18 protein-coding genes and 1 pseudogene are annotated in these 16,089 nt (G+C 65.2%); 9 read left to right on the top strand and 10 right to left on the bottom strand.

What is annotated here, in order from left to right; translation table 11 throughout:
- Positions 1-32: 32 nt before the first annotated feature.
- From MJ601_RS18635 to MJ601_RS21980, 3 genes are read right to left on the bottom strand one after another with little or no spacing between them, the layout of a single operon-like run.
- Complete coding sequence (locus MJ601_RS18635; RefSeq protein ID WP_242129207.1) at positions 33-743, bottom strand: hypothetical protein; 711 nt, start codon at positions 741-743, stop codon at positions 33-35.
- Positions 740-2,098, bottom strand: coding sequence for a putative O-glycosylation ligase, exosortase A system-associated (locus MJ601_RS18630; protein ID WP_242129206.1), 1,359 nt, complete (start codon positions 2,096-2,098; stop codon positions 740-742). The genes MJ601_RS18635 and MJ601_RS18630 overlap by 4 nt, the downstream gene beginning before the upstream one ends.
- Complete coding sequence (locus tag MJ601_RS21980) at positions 2,091-2,219, bottom strand: hypothetical protein (protein WP_281061367.1); 129 nt, start codon at positions 2,217-2,219, stop codon at positions 2,091-2,093. Before MJ601_RS21980 ends, MJ601_RS18630 begins: the two co-directional genes overlap by 8 nt.
- A gap of 89 nt (positions 2,220-2,308) precedes the next feature.
- Here MJ601_RS21980 and MJ601_RS18625 point away from each other — a divergent pair, with 89 nt between their 5' ends.
- Both MJ601_RS18625 and MJ601_RS18620 read left to right on the top strand, forming a co-directional pair.
- The gene (locus tag MJ601_RS18625) at positions 2,309-3,550 is read left to right on the top strand and encodes a TIGR04063 family PEP-CTERM/XrtA system glycosyltransferase (RefSeq protein ID WP_242129204.1); all 1,242 of its coding nucleotides are present in this window, start codon (positions 2,309-2,311) and stop codon (positions 3,548-3,550) included.
- Positions 3,551-3,555: 5 nt separating this feature from the next.
- Positions 3,556-4,428, top strand: a complete 873-nt coding sequence (locus tag MJ601_RS18620; RefSeq protein WP_242129246.1) for a hypothetical protein — start codon at positions 3,556-3,558, stop codon at positions 4,426-4,428.
- 99 nt (positions 4,429-4,527) lie between these two features.
- On the opposite strand, the gene MJ601_RS18615 is transcribed toward MJ601_RS18620, so the two are convergent.
- Both MJ601_RS18615 and MJ601_RS18610 read right to left on the bottom strand, forming a co-directional pair.
- Positions 4,528-4,887 carry a hypothetical protein gene (locus MJ601_RS18615; protein WP_242129202.1) on the bottom strand — a complete coding sequence of 120 codons (360 nt, stop codon included), beginning with the start codon at positions 4,885-4,887 and terminating at the stop codon, positions 4,528-4,530.
- Positions 4,884-5,069: a hypothetical protein gene (locus MJ601_RS18610; protein WP_242129201.1), complete on the bottom strand. Its 186-nt coding sequence runs from the start codon at positions 5,067-5,069 to the stop codon at positions 4,884-4,886. The genes MJ601_RS18615 and MJ601_RS18610 overlap by 4 nt, the downstream gene beginning before the upstream one ends.
- Positions 5,070-5,184: 115 nt before the next feature.
- Here MJ601_RS18610 and MJ601_RS18605 point away from each other — a divergent pair, with 115 nt between their 5' ends.
- Positions 5,185-5,856, top strand: coding sequence for a S24 family peptidase (locus MJ601_RS18605; protein WP_242129199.1), 672 nt, complete (start codon positions 5,185-5,187; stop codon positions 5,854-5,856).
- 81 nt (positions 5,857-5,937) lie between these two features.
- Complete coding sequence (locus MJ601_RS18600) at positions 5,938-6,855, top strand: XdhC family protein (protein WP_242129197.1); 918 nt, start codon at positions 5,938-5,940, stop codon at positions 6,853-6,855.
- Here the strand turns inward: MJ601_RS18600 and MJ601_RS18595 are convergent, their stop codons facing one another.
- The 3 genes from MJ601_RS18595 to MJ601_RS18585 form a co-directional block, all read right to left on the bottom strand.
- Positions 6,856-7,041, bottom strand: coding sequence for a YbdD/YjiX family protein (locus MJ601_RS18595; protein WP_242129194.1), 186 nt, complete (start codon positions 7,039-7,041; stop codon positions 6,856-6,858).
- Positions 7,038-9,086 carry a carbon starvation CstA family protein gene (locus MJ601_RS18590; RefSeq protein WP_242129193.1) on the bottom strand — a complete coding sequence of 683 codons (2,049 nt, stop codon included), beginning with the start codon at positions 9,084-9,086 and terminating at the stop codon, positions 7,038-7,040. Before MJ601_RS18590 ends, MJ601_RS18595 begins: the two co-directional genes overlap by 4 nt.
- Before the next feature lie 70 nt (positions 9,087-9,156).
- On the bottom strand, positions 9,157-9,591 hold the full coding sequence (locus tag MJ601_RS18585) for a DoxX family protein (protein ID WP_242129191.1): 435 nt from the start codon (positions 9,589-9,591) through the stop codon (positions 9,157-9,159).
- A 379-nt stretch (positions 9,592-9,970) separates the two neighbouring features.
- Between MJ601_RS18585 and tnpA the strand changes: the two genes are divergently transcribed.
- From tnpA to MJ601_RS18560, 5 genes and pseudogenes are all read left to right on the top strand, one after another.
- A complete protein-coding gene (tnpA, locus tag MJ601_RS18580) occupies positions 9,971-10,417 on the top strand; it encodes an IS66-like element accessory protein TnpA (RefSeq protein WP_242129189.1) in 447 nt (148 codons plus the stop codon).
- A complete protein-coding gene (gene tnpB, locus MJ601_RS18575; RefSeq protein WP_242129187.1) occupies positions 10,414-10,767 on the top strand; it encodes an IS66 family insertion sequence element accessory protein TnpB in 354 nt (117 codons plus the stop codon). The genes tnpA and tnpB overlap by 4 nt, the downstream gene beginning before the upstream one ends.
- A 65-nt stretch (positions 10,768-10,832) precedes the next feature.
- Positions 10,833-12,445: pseudogene (gene tnpC / locus MJ601_RS18570) on the top strand (IS66 family transposase).
- Positions 12,446-12,492: 47 nt separating this feature from the next.
- The gene (locus MJ601_RS18565) at positions 12,493-13,053 is read left to right on the top strand and encodes a hypothetical protein (RefSeq protein WP_242129186.1); all 561 of its coding nucleotides are present in this window, start codon (positions 12,493-12,495) and stop codon (positions 13,051-13,053) included.
- A gap of 173 nt (positions 13,054-13,226) precedes the next feature.
- On the top strand, positions 13,227-13,658 hold the full coding sequence (locus MJ601_RS18560; protein ID WP_242129184.1) for a 2'-5' RNA ligase family protein: 432 nt from the start codon (positions 13,227-13,229) through the stop codon (positions 13,656-13,658).
- Between the two features lie 27 nt (positions 13,659-13,685).
- Here the strand turns inward: MJ601_RS18560 and MJ601_RS18555 are convergent, their stop codons facing one another.
- Positions 13,686-14,471, bottom strand: coding sequence for a DsbA family protein (locus MJ601_RS18555; protein ID WP_242129182.1), 786 nt, complete (start codon positions 14,469-14,471; stop codon positions 13,686-13,688).
- Positions 14,468-15,820: a M48 family metalloprotease gene (locus MJ601_RS18550; RefSeq protein WP_242129180.1), complete on the bottom strand. Its 1,353-nt coding sequence runs from the start codon at positions 15,818-15,820 to the stop codon at positions 14,468-14,470. Before MJ601_RS18550 ends, MJ601_RS18555 begins: the two co-directional genes overlap by 4 nt.
- Positions 15,821-16,089 lie beyond the last annotated feature (269 nt).

Here is a 16,089-nt window from a genome sequence, read left to right as displayed (position 1 = left end):
TCCCCCAAACCCGTCGCCGGGCGCTTCGTTCCTTATCGAAGACCGGCGGTCCGCCGCATGAAGCGGTGCGCGCCGTCCACCGGGCGCCAGTGCAGCGGACGGCGGCGCATCACCGACAGATGGGCAAGCACCAGCGTCAGGCACAGCATCGCAGCGGGGATCGCGACGTCCCGCGCCGCCGGCAGCAGCAGCGCGCCCAGCATCGCGGCCATGGCGCCGCCGAGCGCGATCAGGGTCGCACCGGTTTCGCCGTCCGGCCCGCGCAGCCAGAAGACGCAGCCGCTGACCCCCAGCGCAAAGGCCATGGCGAAGCGCGCCGCTTGTCCCGGCTCTGCCAGCCCGCACGCGATGAGCAGCAGCAGGATGACGCCCGCCAGCCCCTGGCGCGGCAGGCGGCCGAGCAGATTGGCGATCACGGGATAGACCAGCAATTCCCCCAGCGCGATCGCGACCAGGATGGCGGCGGCGAGCCGGGCCTGCTGCGGCCCCGCGATCACCGCGACCACTGCCGTTCCCGCCCAGGGCACCAGTCGCAGCGGCGCCATGCGGATATGGCTGATCCAGCCGCGCAGCCCGGCGCGCATGTCCCAGCGCCGGTCGGCGAGCCGCAACTGGAAGGCGGCGACGATGAACAGCGCCTCGACGCCCCAGGGCAAGAGCGACGGGGCGACCAGCGGGGAGCCCAGCACCAGCCCCAGCAACAGCCCATGGGCCACGCCCAGAATCTTCAATTCGCCCTTCATGCGGCACTCCCCTGCGCGGCCATCGGGGGGAAGAACGGCTGGCGCGCGGCGAACTTGCGCCTGCGGGTCAAATAGGTGTCGAGGCCGATCTGGAGCGACAGCATCATGAAAATGAAGGGCTGGTAGGCGATGCCCACGAACAGGGATCCGATCATGTAGATGACATGCCCCTGTTGCAGCGCCAGCGCGAAGGGCGCGACCCAGGCTTCGTCGCCCTCCCGTCCTCGATAGAGGCGGCGGATCGCTTCGGTGCGGATGAAGCAGGTCAGGTGCAGCAGCGCCCAGAGGAAGAAGCCGAAATAGCCCTGTTCGCCCAGCATCTCGAAATAGGCGCTGTGATAGGCGCGGCCATGATCGGTGACGATGCGCTTTTCCATGCGCGATCCGGCGGCGTCGGTGACGCGCTCCTGCATCGCATAGGTGAAGCTGTTCTGGAGATAATTGTCGAAGCCGCCGCCGCCCGGATGCTCCCTCACATAGTCCAGCGTCCATTTCCACACGGCGACGCGGGTGGAGGCGCTCTCGTCCTGCTGGTGATTCTCGATGGTCGCCATGCGTTGGGTGAAGCTGGCGGGCAGGAAAGGGATGGCCGCCAGCGCCGCCAGCGCCATCAGCGGGCCATACAGGAAGCGCCGCTTCGAGCGCATCAGCATCAGCCCCGCGAGGACGGCGATGCACACCAGCCCCGTCCGTGCCTCCGTGCCGATCGGCATCAGCAGGCAGGCGAAGCAGAGCGCCCAGGCAAAGCCCTTCACCCGCCAGTCGGGCGGGAAGATGGTGCCGTGGTGGGCAAGCCACAGGATCAGCGGGATCAGCGAGATCGCCACGGTCGAAATGATGCTGCCTTCATACAGCCCGCTATTGTTGTCGACCATCAGGTTCAGCACGCCATAGCCGCCGCCCGACAGCGCCGTCTTCATGCCGCCATTGATGATGATGGTGCTGGCGCACAGGACCATGAATAGCGCCAGCGCCTCGATCCGCAGGCGCGTGCGCAGGGTGACCGGCAGGAACAGGGCAAAGACCATCGCCTTCCACACCCAGGCCCATTTGGTCGCGGCGTTGACCGGGAAATCCGCCGTCGCCGTCGTATAGCCGCACCAGGCGAGCAGCAGCAGCAGGATCAACTGCCGCAGGGAAAGACGGCAATCCTTCTTGTCGTCGACCAGCAGCCACGCCCCCACCGCCATGATGAAGGCGATGAAGGAAATGGGGATGCTGTTCAGCAGGAAATAGGAAAGCCGCTGCGGCGAGACGATGTCGATATAGGCATAGACCGCGATCAGCAGGAACGGCCGGCGCAATCCCAACAGGAAGAAGGCGCCCAGGAAGGCGACGAAGAACAGGTCACGCATCGCCGCTCTCCGTTTCAAGGCCGGAGGGGGGATCGCGATCGAGATCGGGGCGCGACAGGAGGCGCCAGGCCGCCAGCATGATGACGCCATGGCTGATGAGAAGGGAGAGGGCGTCGATCATCGCGAGAGAGGGGAGTCCGTAAGCACGGCATTCTCTCTATCCCATCAGAGTTGACGGGCCGTTAAACCTTTTCCGTCAGACTCACCGCCATGACACGGATTCTTCATGTGCTGGACCACAGCCTGCCGATGCATAGCGGATATACGTTCCGCACTCGCGCGATCCTGCGGGCGCAAATGGCGAAGGGCTGGGAGGTGCGCGGCATCACCGGGCACAGGCATAGGGTTTCGGGCCACACGATTCCGGGCCGGCTGGAAGAGACGGTCGATGGCCTCCATTTCCATCGCACCCCCGGCGATCCTGCGGCGGGCAATCCGCTGCTGCGCGAGTGGCGGGACATTTCCGCCCATGCCGACGCGATCGAGGCGCTGGTGCGGCAATGGCGGCCCGACATCATCCACGCCCATTCGCCGGTGCTGAACGCCATCGCCGCGCAGAAGGTGGCGAAGCGGCACAATATCCCCTTGATCTACGAGATCCGCGCCTTCTGGGAGGATGCGGCGGTCGGCAACGGCACCGGCACGGAGGGCAGCCCACGCTACTGGCTGACCCGCCAGCTTGAAACCCATGCGGTGCGCGCCGCCGATGCGGTCGCGGTGATCTGCGAAGGGCTGCGCGGTGATCTTGTCGCGCGCGGCATCGATGCGGCCAAGATCATCGTCTCGCCCAATGGGGTCGACATGGACCAGTTCGGAACGCCCGTCCCGCGCGATCCTGCGCTGACCGCAAAGCTTGGCCTGGAAGGCGCCGACGTGGTCGGTTTCATCGGCAGCTTCTACGATTATGAGGGGCTGGACGATCTGATCGCCGCCCTGCCGAAACTGGTCCGCGCCCGCCCCAGGGCGAAACTGCTGCTGGTCGGCGGCGGCCCGCGCGAACAGGCGCTGCGCGATCAGGCCATGGCCTCGCCCTTTGCCGACCATATCGTCTTCGTCGGCCGCGTGCCGCACGACCAGGTCGAGCATTATTATGCGCAGGTCGACATCCTCGCCTATCCGCGCAAGGCGATGCGTCTGACCGATCTGGTGACGCCGCTGAAGCCGCTGGAGGCGATGGCGCAAGGCCGTCTGGTCGCCGCATCGAGCGTCGGCGGCCATCGCGAACTGATCGAACATGGCGTCACCGGCAGCCTGTTCGCGCCCGACGATCCCCCTGCCATCGCCGCCGCGCTGGCAGAGATGTTCGCGGATCGCGGCTTCTGGGATGACAGGCGGGCGCTGGCCCGCGCCTTTGTCGAGCGCGAGCGTAACTGGTCGTCAAACATTCTGCGCTACGATCCCGTCTACCGGCAAATGCTGGCCCGGTCGCAGCGGGTGCGGGCGGCGGCCTGACGATGATGCGGGGCCATCCGGCCATGGCGCTGCTGGCTGCGCTGGGCATGGCCATGTTGCTATTGTCGCTGCCGGTCGGGCTGATCGAGACCGTGGTGGCATCCAGCGGCCTTAGCGAAGCGCTGCCCGCTGCCGCGCCGCCGCTGGGCATGAAGGCCAGGCTGCTGCTGGCGGGATTTGGAGCGGTGATGACCTGGGGCCTGATCGTGGCCCGCAAGGAAGGAAGAGGCGTCCATCTGCTGACGCATATAAGGGAAGGGCGAGAGAACAGCGCCCCAGGAGTGAGCAAAATGGGTTTTGCATTGCCGAAGCTGAACTGGCTGGGCCGGAACCGCGCCGGGACGCGTCACGAGGGACCGGCACTGCGCCGGGCCGACGCCCATCCCGATGCGCCCGCGCGCGCGCCGATCTTCGCCAGCCGCGACTTTGGCGGGCTGGACATCTTCGCCCGGACCGTCGAGGAGCGCGAGGAGGCAGAGCCGGAAAAGACACAGGAAACGGCAGAGGAGGAGGCCGCGTCCATCGCTGCCCTGTCGATCCCCGGCCAGCCTGAGGCAAGGGTGGAAGAGGTGATGTTCGCCCGCTTGCATCGCGCCTTCGGGCAGGAGCCGGTCGACGCCGACTATGAAGAGGTGGCCGAACCCGCGCCGCAGGCCGCCCCGGCCGTCGCGCCGATCGGCCATCTCTCGCTCGCGGAACTGACCGAAAGGCTGGAACAGGGTCTTGCCCAGCGCAAGCGGATGGGGCGGCCCGTTTCGGTGATCGCCGACATGCCGGTCGAACGGCCGGTGCCGGTGCGCGACCATGTCGAGGAAGATGTGGATCAGGCCCTGCGCGCCGCGCTGGGAACCTTGCGCAACATGGCGGGGGGCCGCTGAGAGGCTGTTTGACTGTTTGGAAATGCGCCCTTGTGCGCATCCCAAACAGTCTTTGAAGCCGGGCAGAGCGCCGGGGCGGCCTGCCGTTTCCGGCCATGCTCACCAATCCTCTATGGTCAGCGCGGAAAGCTCGATCATTTCTTCCCGATAGCCGGAACGGCACGCGTCGACGCTGATGTCGGCGACGAAATGGCCGTTGAGGCTCCATTCCGCTTCTTCGATGCCCTCGACGAAGCGGGCGCGCCGTCCGGCCGCGTCCGGCCCGGCAAGGGTCAGCGCAATGACATGGCGGCGGCCCTGGAACAGGGCGCTCGCCCATGGCCGGCTGGTGGCGCGCTCCACTGTCGCGGGGGCGCCTGCCCGTTCCATCAACTGCGCGAGAAGCCGGGGCAGGGGGTCGCGTCCCTGCAGGATCATTCCACCGTTTCGGACAATTTTGCCGGTGTCGATACTTGTCATTGACCGATGCTCCTGCGATATGTGTTCATGAAATGTTCTACTCGTCTCCTCATTCGGTCCCCGGGTTCGCGGCCCCTTCGCAGGTCGAAGACCAGCCGTGGGTCGCGCACGCTTTCGCGGCCGAAACGCGTGGCCGGGATGCTGTATTCTCGCAAAAATTTTTCAACGGCGCGCAGCAACATGCCCCTGTCTCTCCTTGTCCGTCCGGAATCGCCCGACGCGAATCCCTAAGCGATTTCCTATCTGTTGACCTATTTCCTACTTGTCTAGGAAAATTCCTATCATTATGGATGAAACATGGTCGGTAATGGAGAAGATCCGCGAATCGTGCTGGAGCGGCTGATTGCCGAGCGGGGGGAAAATTATGCCGATCTTTCGCGGCTGCTGAACCGCAACCCGGCCTATATCCAGCAATTCATCAAGCGCGGCACGCCCCGCAAGCTGGATGAGGAGGACCGGCGGGTGCTGGCCCGCTATTTCGGCGTGGCGGAGGAGATGCTGGGGGGCGCGCCGCAGCGGGATGCGCCGCCGGCGAAGGTCCGTTCGCTGCCCGCCGTCATCACCGTGCCGCGTCTGTCGCTGGGCGCTTCGGCGGGGCCGGGCACGCTGGACGAGGATGAGCGCGCCACCGGCGTCATGGCCTTCGACGCCAACTGGCTGCGCCATCTGGGTGTGCGGCCGCAGCGCGTGTCGATCATCCGCGTCGATGGCGAATCCATGGCGCCCACGCTCAATGACGGCGACGAGATCATGGTCGATCATGACGATGATGCGGAGCGGCTGCGCGACGGCGTCTATGTGCTGCGGCTGGACGGCGTGCTGATGGTCAAGCGGCTGGCGATGGGGCCGCGCCGGGGGCTGTTTTCCGTCCTCAGTGACAATCCGCATTATCCCGACTGGGTTGACATCGATCCCGCGCTGGTGGTGATCGTGGGACGGGTGGTTTGGACCGGACGAAGGCTCATATAGCTTTCCGGGCGGTCAGAACGAATTTCGGCCCGCGTCCGTTGGTCTGCACATGGAACTCCGGGCGCGATCAGGAGGACCGGTTTGAAAGACAATGAAGCCGTGATCCGCAAGGCGATCGAATGGCGCGGCGCCCGGCTTGCGCTCGCCACGGTGGTATCGACCTGGGGTTCGGCGCCGCGGCCGCGCGGCAGCCATATGATCGTGCATGAGGACGGCCGGTTCGAAGGCAGCATTTCGGGCGGCTGCGTCGAAACCGACGTGCTGCAGCGCGCGGTCGAGGTGCTTGCCGGGCGCCCCGCCCATCTCGAACGCTATGGCGTGGCGGACGGGGATGCGTGGGCCGTGGGCCTGCCCTGTGGCGGGGAGATCGACGTGCTTGTCCAGCCTGTCGGCGATGGGGGATTTCCTGCCGCCCTGTTCGACCGCATCGCCGCCGAAAGCGGGCAGGGGAGGGCGCTCACCCTGTCCACCGATCTGGCGAGTGGGATCACGCGGGAAGGCGCGATCGAGGGGCAGTTCCTCAACCGCTACGACCCGCCGCGCCGGGTGCTGATCGTCGGGGCGGTGCAGATCGCGCAGTCATTGAGCGCGCTGGCCCAGGCCATCGGGGTCACTCCCGTCATCATCGATCCGCGCGGCCGATTTCTGACGGAGGAGCGGTTTCCCGGCGTCGTGCTGGACGACCGCTGGCCCGACGAAGCCATTGCCGCGCATCGGTCCGGTGAATCGACCGCGGTGGTCACGCTCAGTCATGACATCAAGATCGACGATCCGGCGCTGGCCGCGGCCTTGCGGGCACCGACCGGCTATATCGCTGCGCTGGGATCGCGCAAAAGCCATGCGGCACGGCTGGAGCGGCTGGCGGCCATGGGCTTTACGCCCGGCGAACTGGCGCGGATCGACGGGCCGGCCGGGCTGGACATCGGCGCGGTCGGCGCGGCCGAAATCGCCCTGTCCATCGCTGCCGGGATGATCGCGGGTTTCAACGCCCGGCGCTGATCAACAGCATTTTCCGCCGTTTTTCCCGCCATAGCGTGCCTCCTGCCGCTCGCGGAAGAAGGCGGTGCGATCCATGGGCGCATCGTCGGGATGATGATCGCGCATGTGGAGCAGATAGGCGTCATAGTCCGGAACCCCGACCATCATGCGCGCCATCTGCCGCAGCCGGTGAAGGAACAGGCTCATTCGGCGGGAACCAGCAAGGCGGGGATTTCCCGCGCGGTGGGGGCCGCGACCCTGCGTGCGGCCAGGCAGGTGCGGATGGTAAAGCCCAGAATCGCCAGCACCACGAGCAGGAACAGCGCGACCAGCGCGGCATCGACCCGGTCGTTGAAGATGATCGCTTCCATTTCCGCCATCGATTTGGCGGGGGCCAGCACCTCGCCCCTGGCCGCAGCCGCGCCGAACCTGGCGGCATGGGCCAGGAAACCGACCTTTGCATCCGCCGAGAACAGCTTGAGGAAGCCTGCGGAAAGAGTGCAGATCAGCAGCCAGGCGGCCGGGATCATCGTCACCCAGGCAAATCTGTCCCGCTTCATCCGGAACAGCACGGCCGTCCCCAGCATCAGCGCGATCGCCGCCAGCATCTGGTTGGAAATGCCGAACACCGGCCAGAGCGTGTTCACCCCGCCCAGCGGATCGGTGACGCCCTGATAGAGGAAGAAGCCCCAGGCGGCGACCGTCAGCGCCGTGGCGACAATGCCGGGCGCCATGCTCCTGCCGTCCTTGAACCCCGGCGCCGCCAGCGCGATCAGGTCCTGCAGCATGAAGCGCCCGGCTCGGGTGCCCGCATCCACGGCGGTCAGGATGAACAGCGCCTCGAACAATATGGCGAAATGATACCAGAATGCCTTCATCGCCGGGCCGCCGGCGACATGGGAGAATATCTCCGCCATTGCCACCGCCAGCGTCGGCGCGCCACCCGCGCGGGAGATGATGCTATGTTCGCCCACATCCTTCGCGGTCTGGAGGATGAGGTCGGGCGAGATGGGGAAACCCATGGCCGTCACCGCCGCGGCCGCGCTGGCCGCATCCTTGCCGATCACGGCCGCCGGGCTGTTCATCGTGAAATAGATGCCGGGATCGAGGATCGATGCCCCCACCAACGCCATGATCGCGACGAACGCCTCCATCAGCATCGCGCCATAGCCGATCATCGGCGCATGGGCCTCGCTGGCGATCAGCTTGGGCGTGGTGCCGCTGGCGATCAGCGCATGGAAGCCCGATACCGCGCCGCAGGCGATGGTGATGAACAGGAAGGGGAACAGCCCGCCCGACCAGACCGGGCCATTGCCGTTCACGAACTGGGTGACGGCATGCATCTTAAGCGGCGGCGCCATGATGACGATGCCGATCGCCAGCGCCGCGATCGCGCCGATCTTGAGGAAGGTCGACAGATAGTCGCGCGGCGCCAGCAGCAGCCACACCGGCAGCACGGACGCCACCGCGCCATAGCCGATCAATATCCAGCAAAGCTGCACCGGCGTGAAGGTGAAGACCGGTCCCCAGACCGGCGATTGCGCGACGCTCTGCCCATAGACGATCGCCGCCAGCAGCCCCACCAGCCCCAGCAGCGACACTTCCCCGATCCGCCCCGGCCGCAACCAGCGGGAATAGGCGCCCATGACCATCGCCAGCGGCACCGTCGCGGCGACGGTGAACATGCCCCAGGGGCTTTCCGCCAGCGCCTTGACCACGATCAGCGCCAGCACGGCCAGGATGATGACCATGATCATGAAGGCGCCGAACAGCGCGATCGTGCCCGCGACCTGCCCCATTTCCATGCGGATGAGCTCGCCCAGCGACTTGCCGTCGCGGCGCATGGAGATGAAGAGGACCATGAAGTCCTGCACCGCTCCCGCCAGCACGACGCCCGCGATGATCCACAGCGTTCCGGGCAGATAGCCCATCTGCGCCGCCAGCACCGGTCCCACCAGCGGCCCCGCGCCCGCGATCGCCGCGAAATGATGGCCGAACAGCACCACCCGGTCGGTCGCGACATAGTCCAGCCCATCGGCCCGCCGGATCGCTGGCGTGGGCCGCGCCGGATCGAGCCGCATCACATGGCGGGCGATATAGAGCGCATAAGTGCGATAGACGACGAGGAAGCTGCTGACCGCCGCCACCACGATCCACAACGCATTCACCGCCTCGCCACGGGAAAGCGCGACGACCGACAGGGCGGCCGCGCCGGTGATGGCGATCAGGATCCAGGGAATATGACGGGTCACGCGGCTCTCGCTATCCTGTTATGATGGCGCGCACCCTAAGCCCCTGTCCGGGAAAGACAACCGATCGCCTTCAGCGCCGGTCGGCGGGCACGGACCTGAAGGGCCAGTCCGTCACCCCGCCCGCCCAGAGCGCCCACCAGATGACGACCGGTTGCAGGGCCAGGCGTGGCCCATGATACCACCAACTCAGGCGCACGCCGTTCAGGGGGATATCGCTCATCGCATGGTGGAAATTGGCGGGCCACACGCAGAGCGCATAAAGCGCCAGGCCCATGCCGGCGGCCTTGCGCAATGGCGGCAGCATCAGTCCGGCCGCGCCCGCAATCTCCGCCATCCCGGTGAGCGCCACCACCATTTCCGGCGCGGGCACCCAATCGGGCGTTATCGCAACAAAGCCGCCCGGCCGGGTCAGATGTGCCACGCCCGCAATGGCATAGATCACAGCCATAGCGATCCGCGCGATCCGCCTTCCCTGGCCTTCGGGCGTTGAACGGTCCAGATTCATCGACGCTCCAGTGCAGCTTCATTCTCGCGATCCGGCCTCATCATGGCAAGTCGGCGGCGGCCGATCCATCCTCGAACCGGCACCGATATCGAAGACCGGCACGGCCGCAGGAAATCGCGGCAGGCCGCCGAAGGGATTCGCCCTCAGCCTGAAAAGAACATATCATGAACATGTAACCGATTCGCACCGAGACTTCGCATCGAGACAGAGCCATGGAAAATCGTTCCGCCCAGGCCCTCTTCCGCCTGTTCTTCGCACTGAAGCCGACCCCGCTGGTCGCGCGTAAGCGTCCGGTCTCCGACGCGTTGCGCCTTCCGCCCCCTTTGACGAGGGAGAGCTGATGGGAGTCTCCTTCTGGACTCCATAAGGAGATCAGGAGATGGGCCGGATCGAGGTCATCACCCGTACGGAGCGCCGCCGTAAATATTCGCCTGCCGAGCGGCATGCCATCATGCAGGAGGCAGATGCGCCGGATGTCACTGTGCGGGAGGTAGCGAAGCGGCACGATATAGCCGAGAGCCTGATCTATAGCTGGCGGACAGCACGACGGCAGGCGGAGAAGATCGCCAGCGAGCCGCTGACCTTCATCTCATATGGAGCGGTGCCCGATGGTGCAGTCACTACGGTTCCTCATGCACAGCCGCCGCTATGTCCTGATTCTGCCCCGACAATGCCGGTGATGGAAGAGTTGACCCGCCCGCATCCCGGTGCGCGTCCCGGCGAGATCGGCATCGACCTGCCCAGCGGCGTTCGCCTGTCGGTGGACAGCTATGTGAACGAGAAGGCGCTTGCCCGCGTGCTGCGGGCCTTGCGGGATATTTCATGATCTCACTGGCACCGGGCACGAAGGTCTATCTCGCAAGCAAGCCGGTCAGCATGCGTCTGGGTTTCGATGGTCTGGCGGCGCTGGTGCGTCCGCTGTTCGCGGTCGAGCCTTATTGCGGCCATGTCTTCCTGTTCCGCAGCCGGAGCGGCAACTATCTCAAGGCGCTGCATTGGGATGGCTCTGGCATGTGCCTGTTCGCCAAGCGCCTGGAGCGGCATCGCTTCGTATGGCCGCCGCTGGTCGAGGGCGGCGTGGTGCTGACCCCGGCACAGTTTGCGCTGCTGATCGAGGCGATGGACTGGCGGCGTACCGTCGTTCCCGAAGCGCCCCGCATCCCGGTGCAGATGTAGGCATAAAGTGGCGTAAAATCGGGCATTTCCCTTGGTCTGCACAGGCCATTTTGCTATGGGGGGCCGTGTCCGCCGACGAGATCAACCTCCCTGCCGATCCCGATGCATTGCGCGCGCTTTTCGCCGATATGCAGGCGCGTATTACGGCTTCGGAACAGGCGCTGGAAGCCGAGCGGACGGCGCACGAGACGACCCGCAACGCGGTCAAGCTGACCACGCTCCAGATCGAGAAGCTCAAGGTTCAGCTATCCCGGCTGCGCCGGATGAAGTTCGGTCAGTCGTCCGAGCGGATCGCCGAGATGGCCGATCAACTGGAACTGACGCTGGAAGATCTCGAAGCTGAACATGCCCATGCCGCATGTGCCATCGGTGAACCGGCACCTGCGGAAGAACGCCCATCGACGGCCCGCAAGCCCAAGCGGCTGCCACTGCCCGAGCATCTGCCGCGTGAGGACACGGTGCATGTCGCCCCCGATGCCGATGGCTGTTCCACCTGTGGCGGGACTATGGGCAAGCTGGGCGAGGATGTGACTGAGGTGCTGGAGTATGTGCCGGGCCGCTTCCACGTCGTGCGCCATGTCCGCCCCAAGCTGGCCTGCGGGCGTTGCGACGCGATCAGCCAGGCACCGGCGCCATCCTTACCGATCCGCGTGGTCGGGCTGGTCCCAACCTGCTGGCGCATGTGGTCGTATCCAAGTTCGCCGATCATCTGCCACTCTATCGGCAGTCGCGCATCTATGCTCGCGAGGGCATCGATCTTAGCCGCTCCACCCTGGCGGACTGGATGGGGCAGGTCAGTTGGCTGTTGCAGCCTCTGGTCGACCGCATCGCCGATCATGTCATGGCCAGCCCCAAGCTCCATGCCGACGACACGCCTGTGCCGGTTCTGGCACCGGGCACCGGCAAGACCGCCACAGGGCGATTATGGGTTTATCTGCGCGACAACCGACGATGGCGACCGAGCGACAGACCGGCGGCGCTATTTCGCTACAGCCCGGATCGCAAGGGCGAGCGACCACGCGAACATCTCAGGACATTTGTGGGTTTCCTGCAAGCGGACGCCTATGCCGGGTTCGAGCGACTCTATGTGACCGACCGTCAGCCGGGGCTGATAACGCCTGTCGCCTGCTGGGCGCATGCGCGCCGCAAGCTGCATGATGTCTACAAGGCCGACCCGCATTCCGTCGCCGCCGAAGGGCTGAAGCTCATCCGCGAACTTTATGATGTCGAGCGCGGCATCGCCTGTGATCCTGCCGATGACAGGCGCAACGCGCGCAAGCTGTCCCGTCTTCGAGCACTGGATTTCTTCGCATGGGCCGATGGTGTGCTGGCGCAGATTTCCGCGCGGTCGCCGCTGGCCGAGGCGCTACGCTATGCCGTGAAGCTCAAGGCCCAGTTGCTCGCCTATACTGAGGACGGGCGGCTTGAGATTGACAACAACCTAGCAGAGAATGCCCTGCGCGGCATAGCCGTGGGCAGGAAGAACTGGCTTTTCGCGGGCGCTGACTGCGGTGGTGAGCGGGCCGCTGCCATCTACTCCCTGCTGGAGACGGCCAAGCTCAACAATGTGAACCCGCAAGCCTGGCTCGCAGATGTGCTCGACCGCATCGGCAACGGGCATCCCATCAACCGGATTGATGAACTGCTCCCGTGGAACTGGTCTTCAGTGGCAGGCTGACGAGATTTTGGTGACATGCGGATCGCATCACGGATAGTCATCGTCAGATGACTGGACCCCACAACAAGATCATTGCTTCCGCAGCTAAAGCCGAACTGGCCCCTCTCGGCTTCAGGCGACAGGGGCAATCGCGGCTCTGGATCAAAGATCACGGTTTCTGGCTCAACGTAGTTGGATTTAAGCCAAGTCGGTGGTCTGTAACGGTCGAGCTGGATAATGCGGCTCACTGGATCTGGGGCGGGGCCGGGTTCATGAGCTTGAACTACATTATGTCGGGCGGCCCTTATACAGAGTATAGGGATGAAGATCAGTTTGGTGCCGCAGTCACCGATATAGCGCGTTCAGCCGCTGCCAAAGCCCAAGAGATCGACGATAAATTCCGATCTTTCGAGACCATCGCCCAGTATGTGATTGCGGAAGCCAATGAATCTGAACGCATGCGACCAAGTTGGTTCGGCTATTATGCCGGAGTCGCTTGCGGCATATCGGGCGACCTCCAGAAAGCAGAGCGTTTCCTTCGACATATAACAGACGAACGGGTGATCCCCCCGGGCGGAACGCTTTCTCTCAGCGATGGATACACCCGGCACGTTCCGAGAAAAGGCTAACGATATCGTCATCGAGCAGCGCGTCGCCTTGAAGCTACCACCGCTCGCGCAAAAGCCATTCTGAAGATCACCGGTCCACACCCAGAAACGACGCCTATGGCCGGACGCTTACGGTCGCGCGGCAGACCGATCATTATGCCGAAACCATCGCGGACGGCGCCCGGCGCATTGCCGTGGATCATCAGCATATGACGCTGGCGATCACCTGCGACTATGCCGATTATCCCTATGCCGTCATCAAGGCGCTGCTGCGCGCGGGGACGGGGGTGATGGCGGAACCCTTCGACCTGCGGCTGGACCGGCTGACCGTCGGCCACCGTTCCGCCGCGCTGCGTCCGTCGCATGCCGTCCCCTTGCTGAACGCGCTGCAAAAGCGGATCGCGGCGGGCATGAACGCTGCGGGCATCGCCCTTCGTCCCGGCTGGAGCTTCAGCCCCCATCAGACGCTTTTCTACCGGGATGGCAGGCCGGAACAGCGCCCGGTCGAGGGTTTCGGCTGGCATGTCGATCGGTTCATGCTGGTGTGCAGCCATGTCGGGCGTACCCATCATGAAACGCTGGCGACATGGCAGCTCAAGGGCAGCGGACAATATAGCCTGTTTTAAGGAGGCTCCGCCGCCCGTGAAGCTCGCCTATTTCCCGCGCGCCGATGCCACCGCGGTCTTCAGCGCGTCATAGCCCACCGCGCCATTCAGCACCTGATCGCCGATCACGAAAGTGGGGGTTCCGCTCGCCTGCAGCTTCTGCGCCAGGGCGATGTTGGACTGGATTTCGGCATTATAGCCGTTGTTCGCCATCGCCGCCTGGGCTGCCTTCGCATCGATCCCGACCTTGGCGGCGGCCGCCAGGATCGTCTCGCGCGTCACCTTGCCCGCGGCATAGAGCGCGCGGTGATAGGGCATATACTGGTTCTTTTCCGCCGCCAGCAGCGACACTTTCGCCGCGTCGATGCTGGCGTCGGACAGGATGGGCAGCTCGCGATAGACGATCTTCAGCTTCCTGTCCTCACCCACCAGCCGGGCCAGATCGGGCAGCGACGCCCGGCAATAACCGCAGGCATAATCGAAAAACTCGACCACCGTCACATCGCCGTCGGCCGCGCCCTCCCAGGCCCCGGCATAGGGCGTTTCGATGGTCTTGCGGTTCGCGTCGATGGTGCCCGACATGCGCTTTGCCTGCAATTTCTCGACCGCCTGGGGGATGATCTCCGGATGTTCCAATATATAGTCGTGGACGATCTGTTCGATCGCCGCCCGGTCTTTCGAACCAAGGTCACTGGCATCGAGGCGGCCCGTGGTCTGGGTGCCCAGGGCGGCACCGGTCGCGGTGGCGGCGAGGAAGGCGAGAACGCCGAGAGTCATCTGCATGGTCCTGTTGGAAAGGGCCGCGCGAAAGCCGGGCCGAGGGGTTTCGGTCATTTCTTCTTCCGCTTCTGTTCGACGGCCGCACGGGAAACCATCGCGATATCCTGCGCGCGCAGATAGTCAACCGTGCCTGGCTTCAGTCCCTGCATCGCCGCGTCGGCGCTGCGCAGCGCCATCTGGTCGTCGCCCATCATCGAATAGCGTTCCGCCGTCGCCAGCGCCGCGCGGGGAATGTCGCCGCGATGCTCGTAGACGACGCCCAGCTGATACCAGGCGAAGGGATTTTCCCGGTCCCGCGCAATGGCGTTGCGCAGCACCTTTTCCGCCTCGGCAAAATTCCTGTCGTCCTCCGTCGCGATCAGCGCATGGCCCAGCAGGGTCGCGATCAGCGGCTGGTTGGTGATCTGCACCGCCTCGCGCAGCGGCGGGATGGCGTCGGCGGGCTTGCCGCTTTCCAGCAGCACCTGCCCCTTCAGCTCCAGAAAATAGGGATCATGCGGCACGGCGGTCAGCAGCGCGTTGACCTCGTCCAGCGCCTTCTCCGGATAGGCGCTCTTGTGCCAGGCATAGGCGCGGGCATAATGGGCCGGGATCGACTGGTCGCTTTCCGGATATTTCTGCAGCGTCTGCGGGGGTTCCGACACGAAGCCGATCAGCTTCGCCTTGATCCGCTCGAACCGCGCTTCCAGTCCGGGGTCCATCGGCCTGTCCCAGGCGGGATCGACCGTATAGACCTCGCGCAGCACCTGGATGCGCTCGCCCGAAAGCGGGTGGGTGCGGCCATAGCTGTCGTCCTGCGGGATGGCGAGCCGATATTCCTGGTTCTGCAGCTTCTTGAAGAACTCCAGCGACCCCTTACCCGAAATCCCCGCCTTGCTGAGATAACGGGCGCCCGCCAGGTCGGCCGAGCTTTCCTGCGCGCGGGAAAAGGCGAGGAACTTGCCCATCGCCGCCTGCTGGCCCATGCCCAATATGCCCATGCCCGCTTCGGCGCCGCCCGCCGCGATCGCCGCCGCGCCCAGCACCAGGCTGAGCAGGGTGATCCCCGTCGCCTCCTTGATCCCTTCGCCATAGCGGATGACATGGCCCCCCTCGATATGGCCGAGTTCATGCGCGACGACGCCCTGCACCTGGTTCACATTGTCGGCCGCGGCGATCAGGCCGCTATGCACCCAGACATATTGGCCGCCCGCGACAAAGGCGTTGATTTGCGGATCGTTGATGACGAGGACCTGGACATTGCGCGGCTCCATGCCCGCCGCCTTGACCAGGGGCGCGGACATGTCGGCCATGAAGGCCTCCGTTTCCGCATCGCGCAAAATCTGCTGCGCCGCCGCCGGGCGGGCGAGCAGGGCAAGAGACGCCACCGCAATGGCGGCCATGCGAAGCCATCGGGCTTTCATGCGGTCATGGGGCATGCAAGGGGCTAGGAGGGGACTGCATCGCTGACTGTCAATGCCTTCAACGGGATGAACGATAACTGAAAAGCCTGTGTAGCCGATTAACCGGCAGGACCGATAGCGGCTTTGGGAAGAAGGGGGGCGTCAATCCCCAACGCGTCATCCCCGCGCGGGCGGGGGATCCATCTCCCTGCCGTCGCGCTTGGGGTGACGCCAGGAGATCGATTGGCTGCGCCGAACGATGTTTCCACCTTCGCGGGAACGACGGTCGG

It is taken from the genome of Sphingobium trunci (genome assembly GCF_022664535.1).
Lineage (GTDB): Bacteria > Pseudomonadota > Alphaproteobacteria > Sphingomonadales > Sphingomonadaceae > Sphingobium.
Note: the sequence above shows the minus strand (reverse complement) of the source record. Positions and strands in the feature narration are given on the sequence as shown.

Excerpts from the sequence above, each read along its gene's own strand:
- MJ601_RS18635 (WP_242129207.1), bottom strand. The coding sequence starts at position 743 with ATGAAGGGCGAATTGAAGATTCTGGGCGTGGCCCATGGGCTGTTGCTG.
- MJ601_RS18630 (WP_242129206.1), bottom strand. The coding sequence starts at position 2,098 with ATGCGTGACCTGTTCTTCGTCGCCTTCCTGGGCGCCTTCTTCCTGTTG.
- MJ601_RS21980 (WP_281061367.1), bottom strand. The coding sequence starts at position 2,219 with ATGATCGACGCCCTCTCCCTTCTCATCAGCCATGGCGTCATCATGCTG.
- MJ601_RS18625 (WP_242129204.1), top strand. The coding sequence starts at position 2,309 with ATGACACGGATTCTTCATGTGCTGGACCACAGCCTGCCGATGCATAGC.
- MJ601_RS18620 (WP_242129246.1), top strand. The coding sequence starts at position 3,556 with ATGCGGGGCCATCCGGCCATGGCGCTGCTGGCTGCGCTGGGCATGGCC.
- MJ601_RS18615 (WP_242129202.1), bottom strand. The coding sequence starts at position 4,887 with ATGACAAGTATCGACACCGGCAAAATTGTCCGAAACGGTGGAATGATC.
- MJ601_RS18610 (WP_242129201.1), bottom strand. The coding sequence starts at position 5,069 with ATGTTGCTGCGCGCCGTTGAAAAATTTTTGCGAGAATACAGCATCCCG.
- MJ601_RS18605 (WP_242129199.1), top strand. The coding sequence starts at position 5,185 with ATGGTCGGTAATGGAGAAGATCCGCGAATCGTGCTGGAGCGGCTGATT.
- MJ601_RS18595 (WP_242129194.1), bottom strand. The coding sequence starts at position 7,041 with ATGAGCCTGTTCCTTCACCGGCTGCGGCAGATGGCGCGCATGATGGTC.
- MJ601_RS18585 (WP_242129191.1), bottom strand. The coding sequence starts at position 9,591 with ATGAATCTGGACCGTTCAACGCCCGAAGGCCAGGGAAGGCGGATCGCG.
- tnpA (WP_242129189.1), top strand. The coding sequence starts at position 9,971 with ATGGGCCGGATCGAGGTCATCACCCGTACGGAGCGCCGCCGTAAATAT.
- tnpB (WP_242129187.1), top strand. The coding sequence starts at position 10,414 with ATGATCTCACTGGCACCGGGCACGAAGGTCTATCTCGCAAGCAAGCCG.
- MJ601_RS18565 (WP_242129186.1), top strand. The coding sequence starts at position 12,493 with ATGACTGGACCCCACAACAAGATCATTGCTTCCGCAGCTAAAGCCGAA.
- MJ601_RS18555 (WP_242129182.1), bottom strand. The coding sequence starts at position 14,471 with ATGACCGAAACCCCTCGGCCCGGCTTTCGCGCGGCCCTTTCCAACAGG.
- MJ601_RS18550 (WP_242129180.1), bottom strand. The coding sequence starts at position 15,820 with ATGAAAGCCCGATGGCTTCGCATGGCCGCCATTGCGGTGGCGTCTCTT.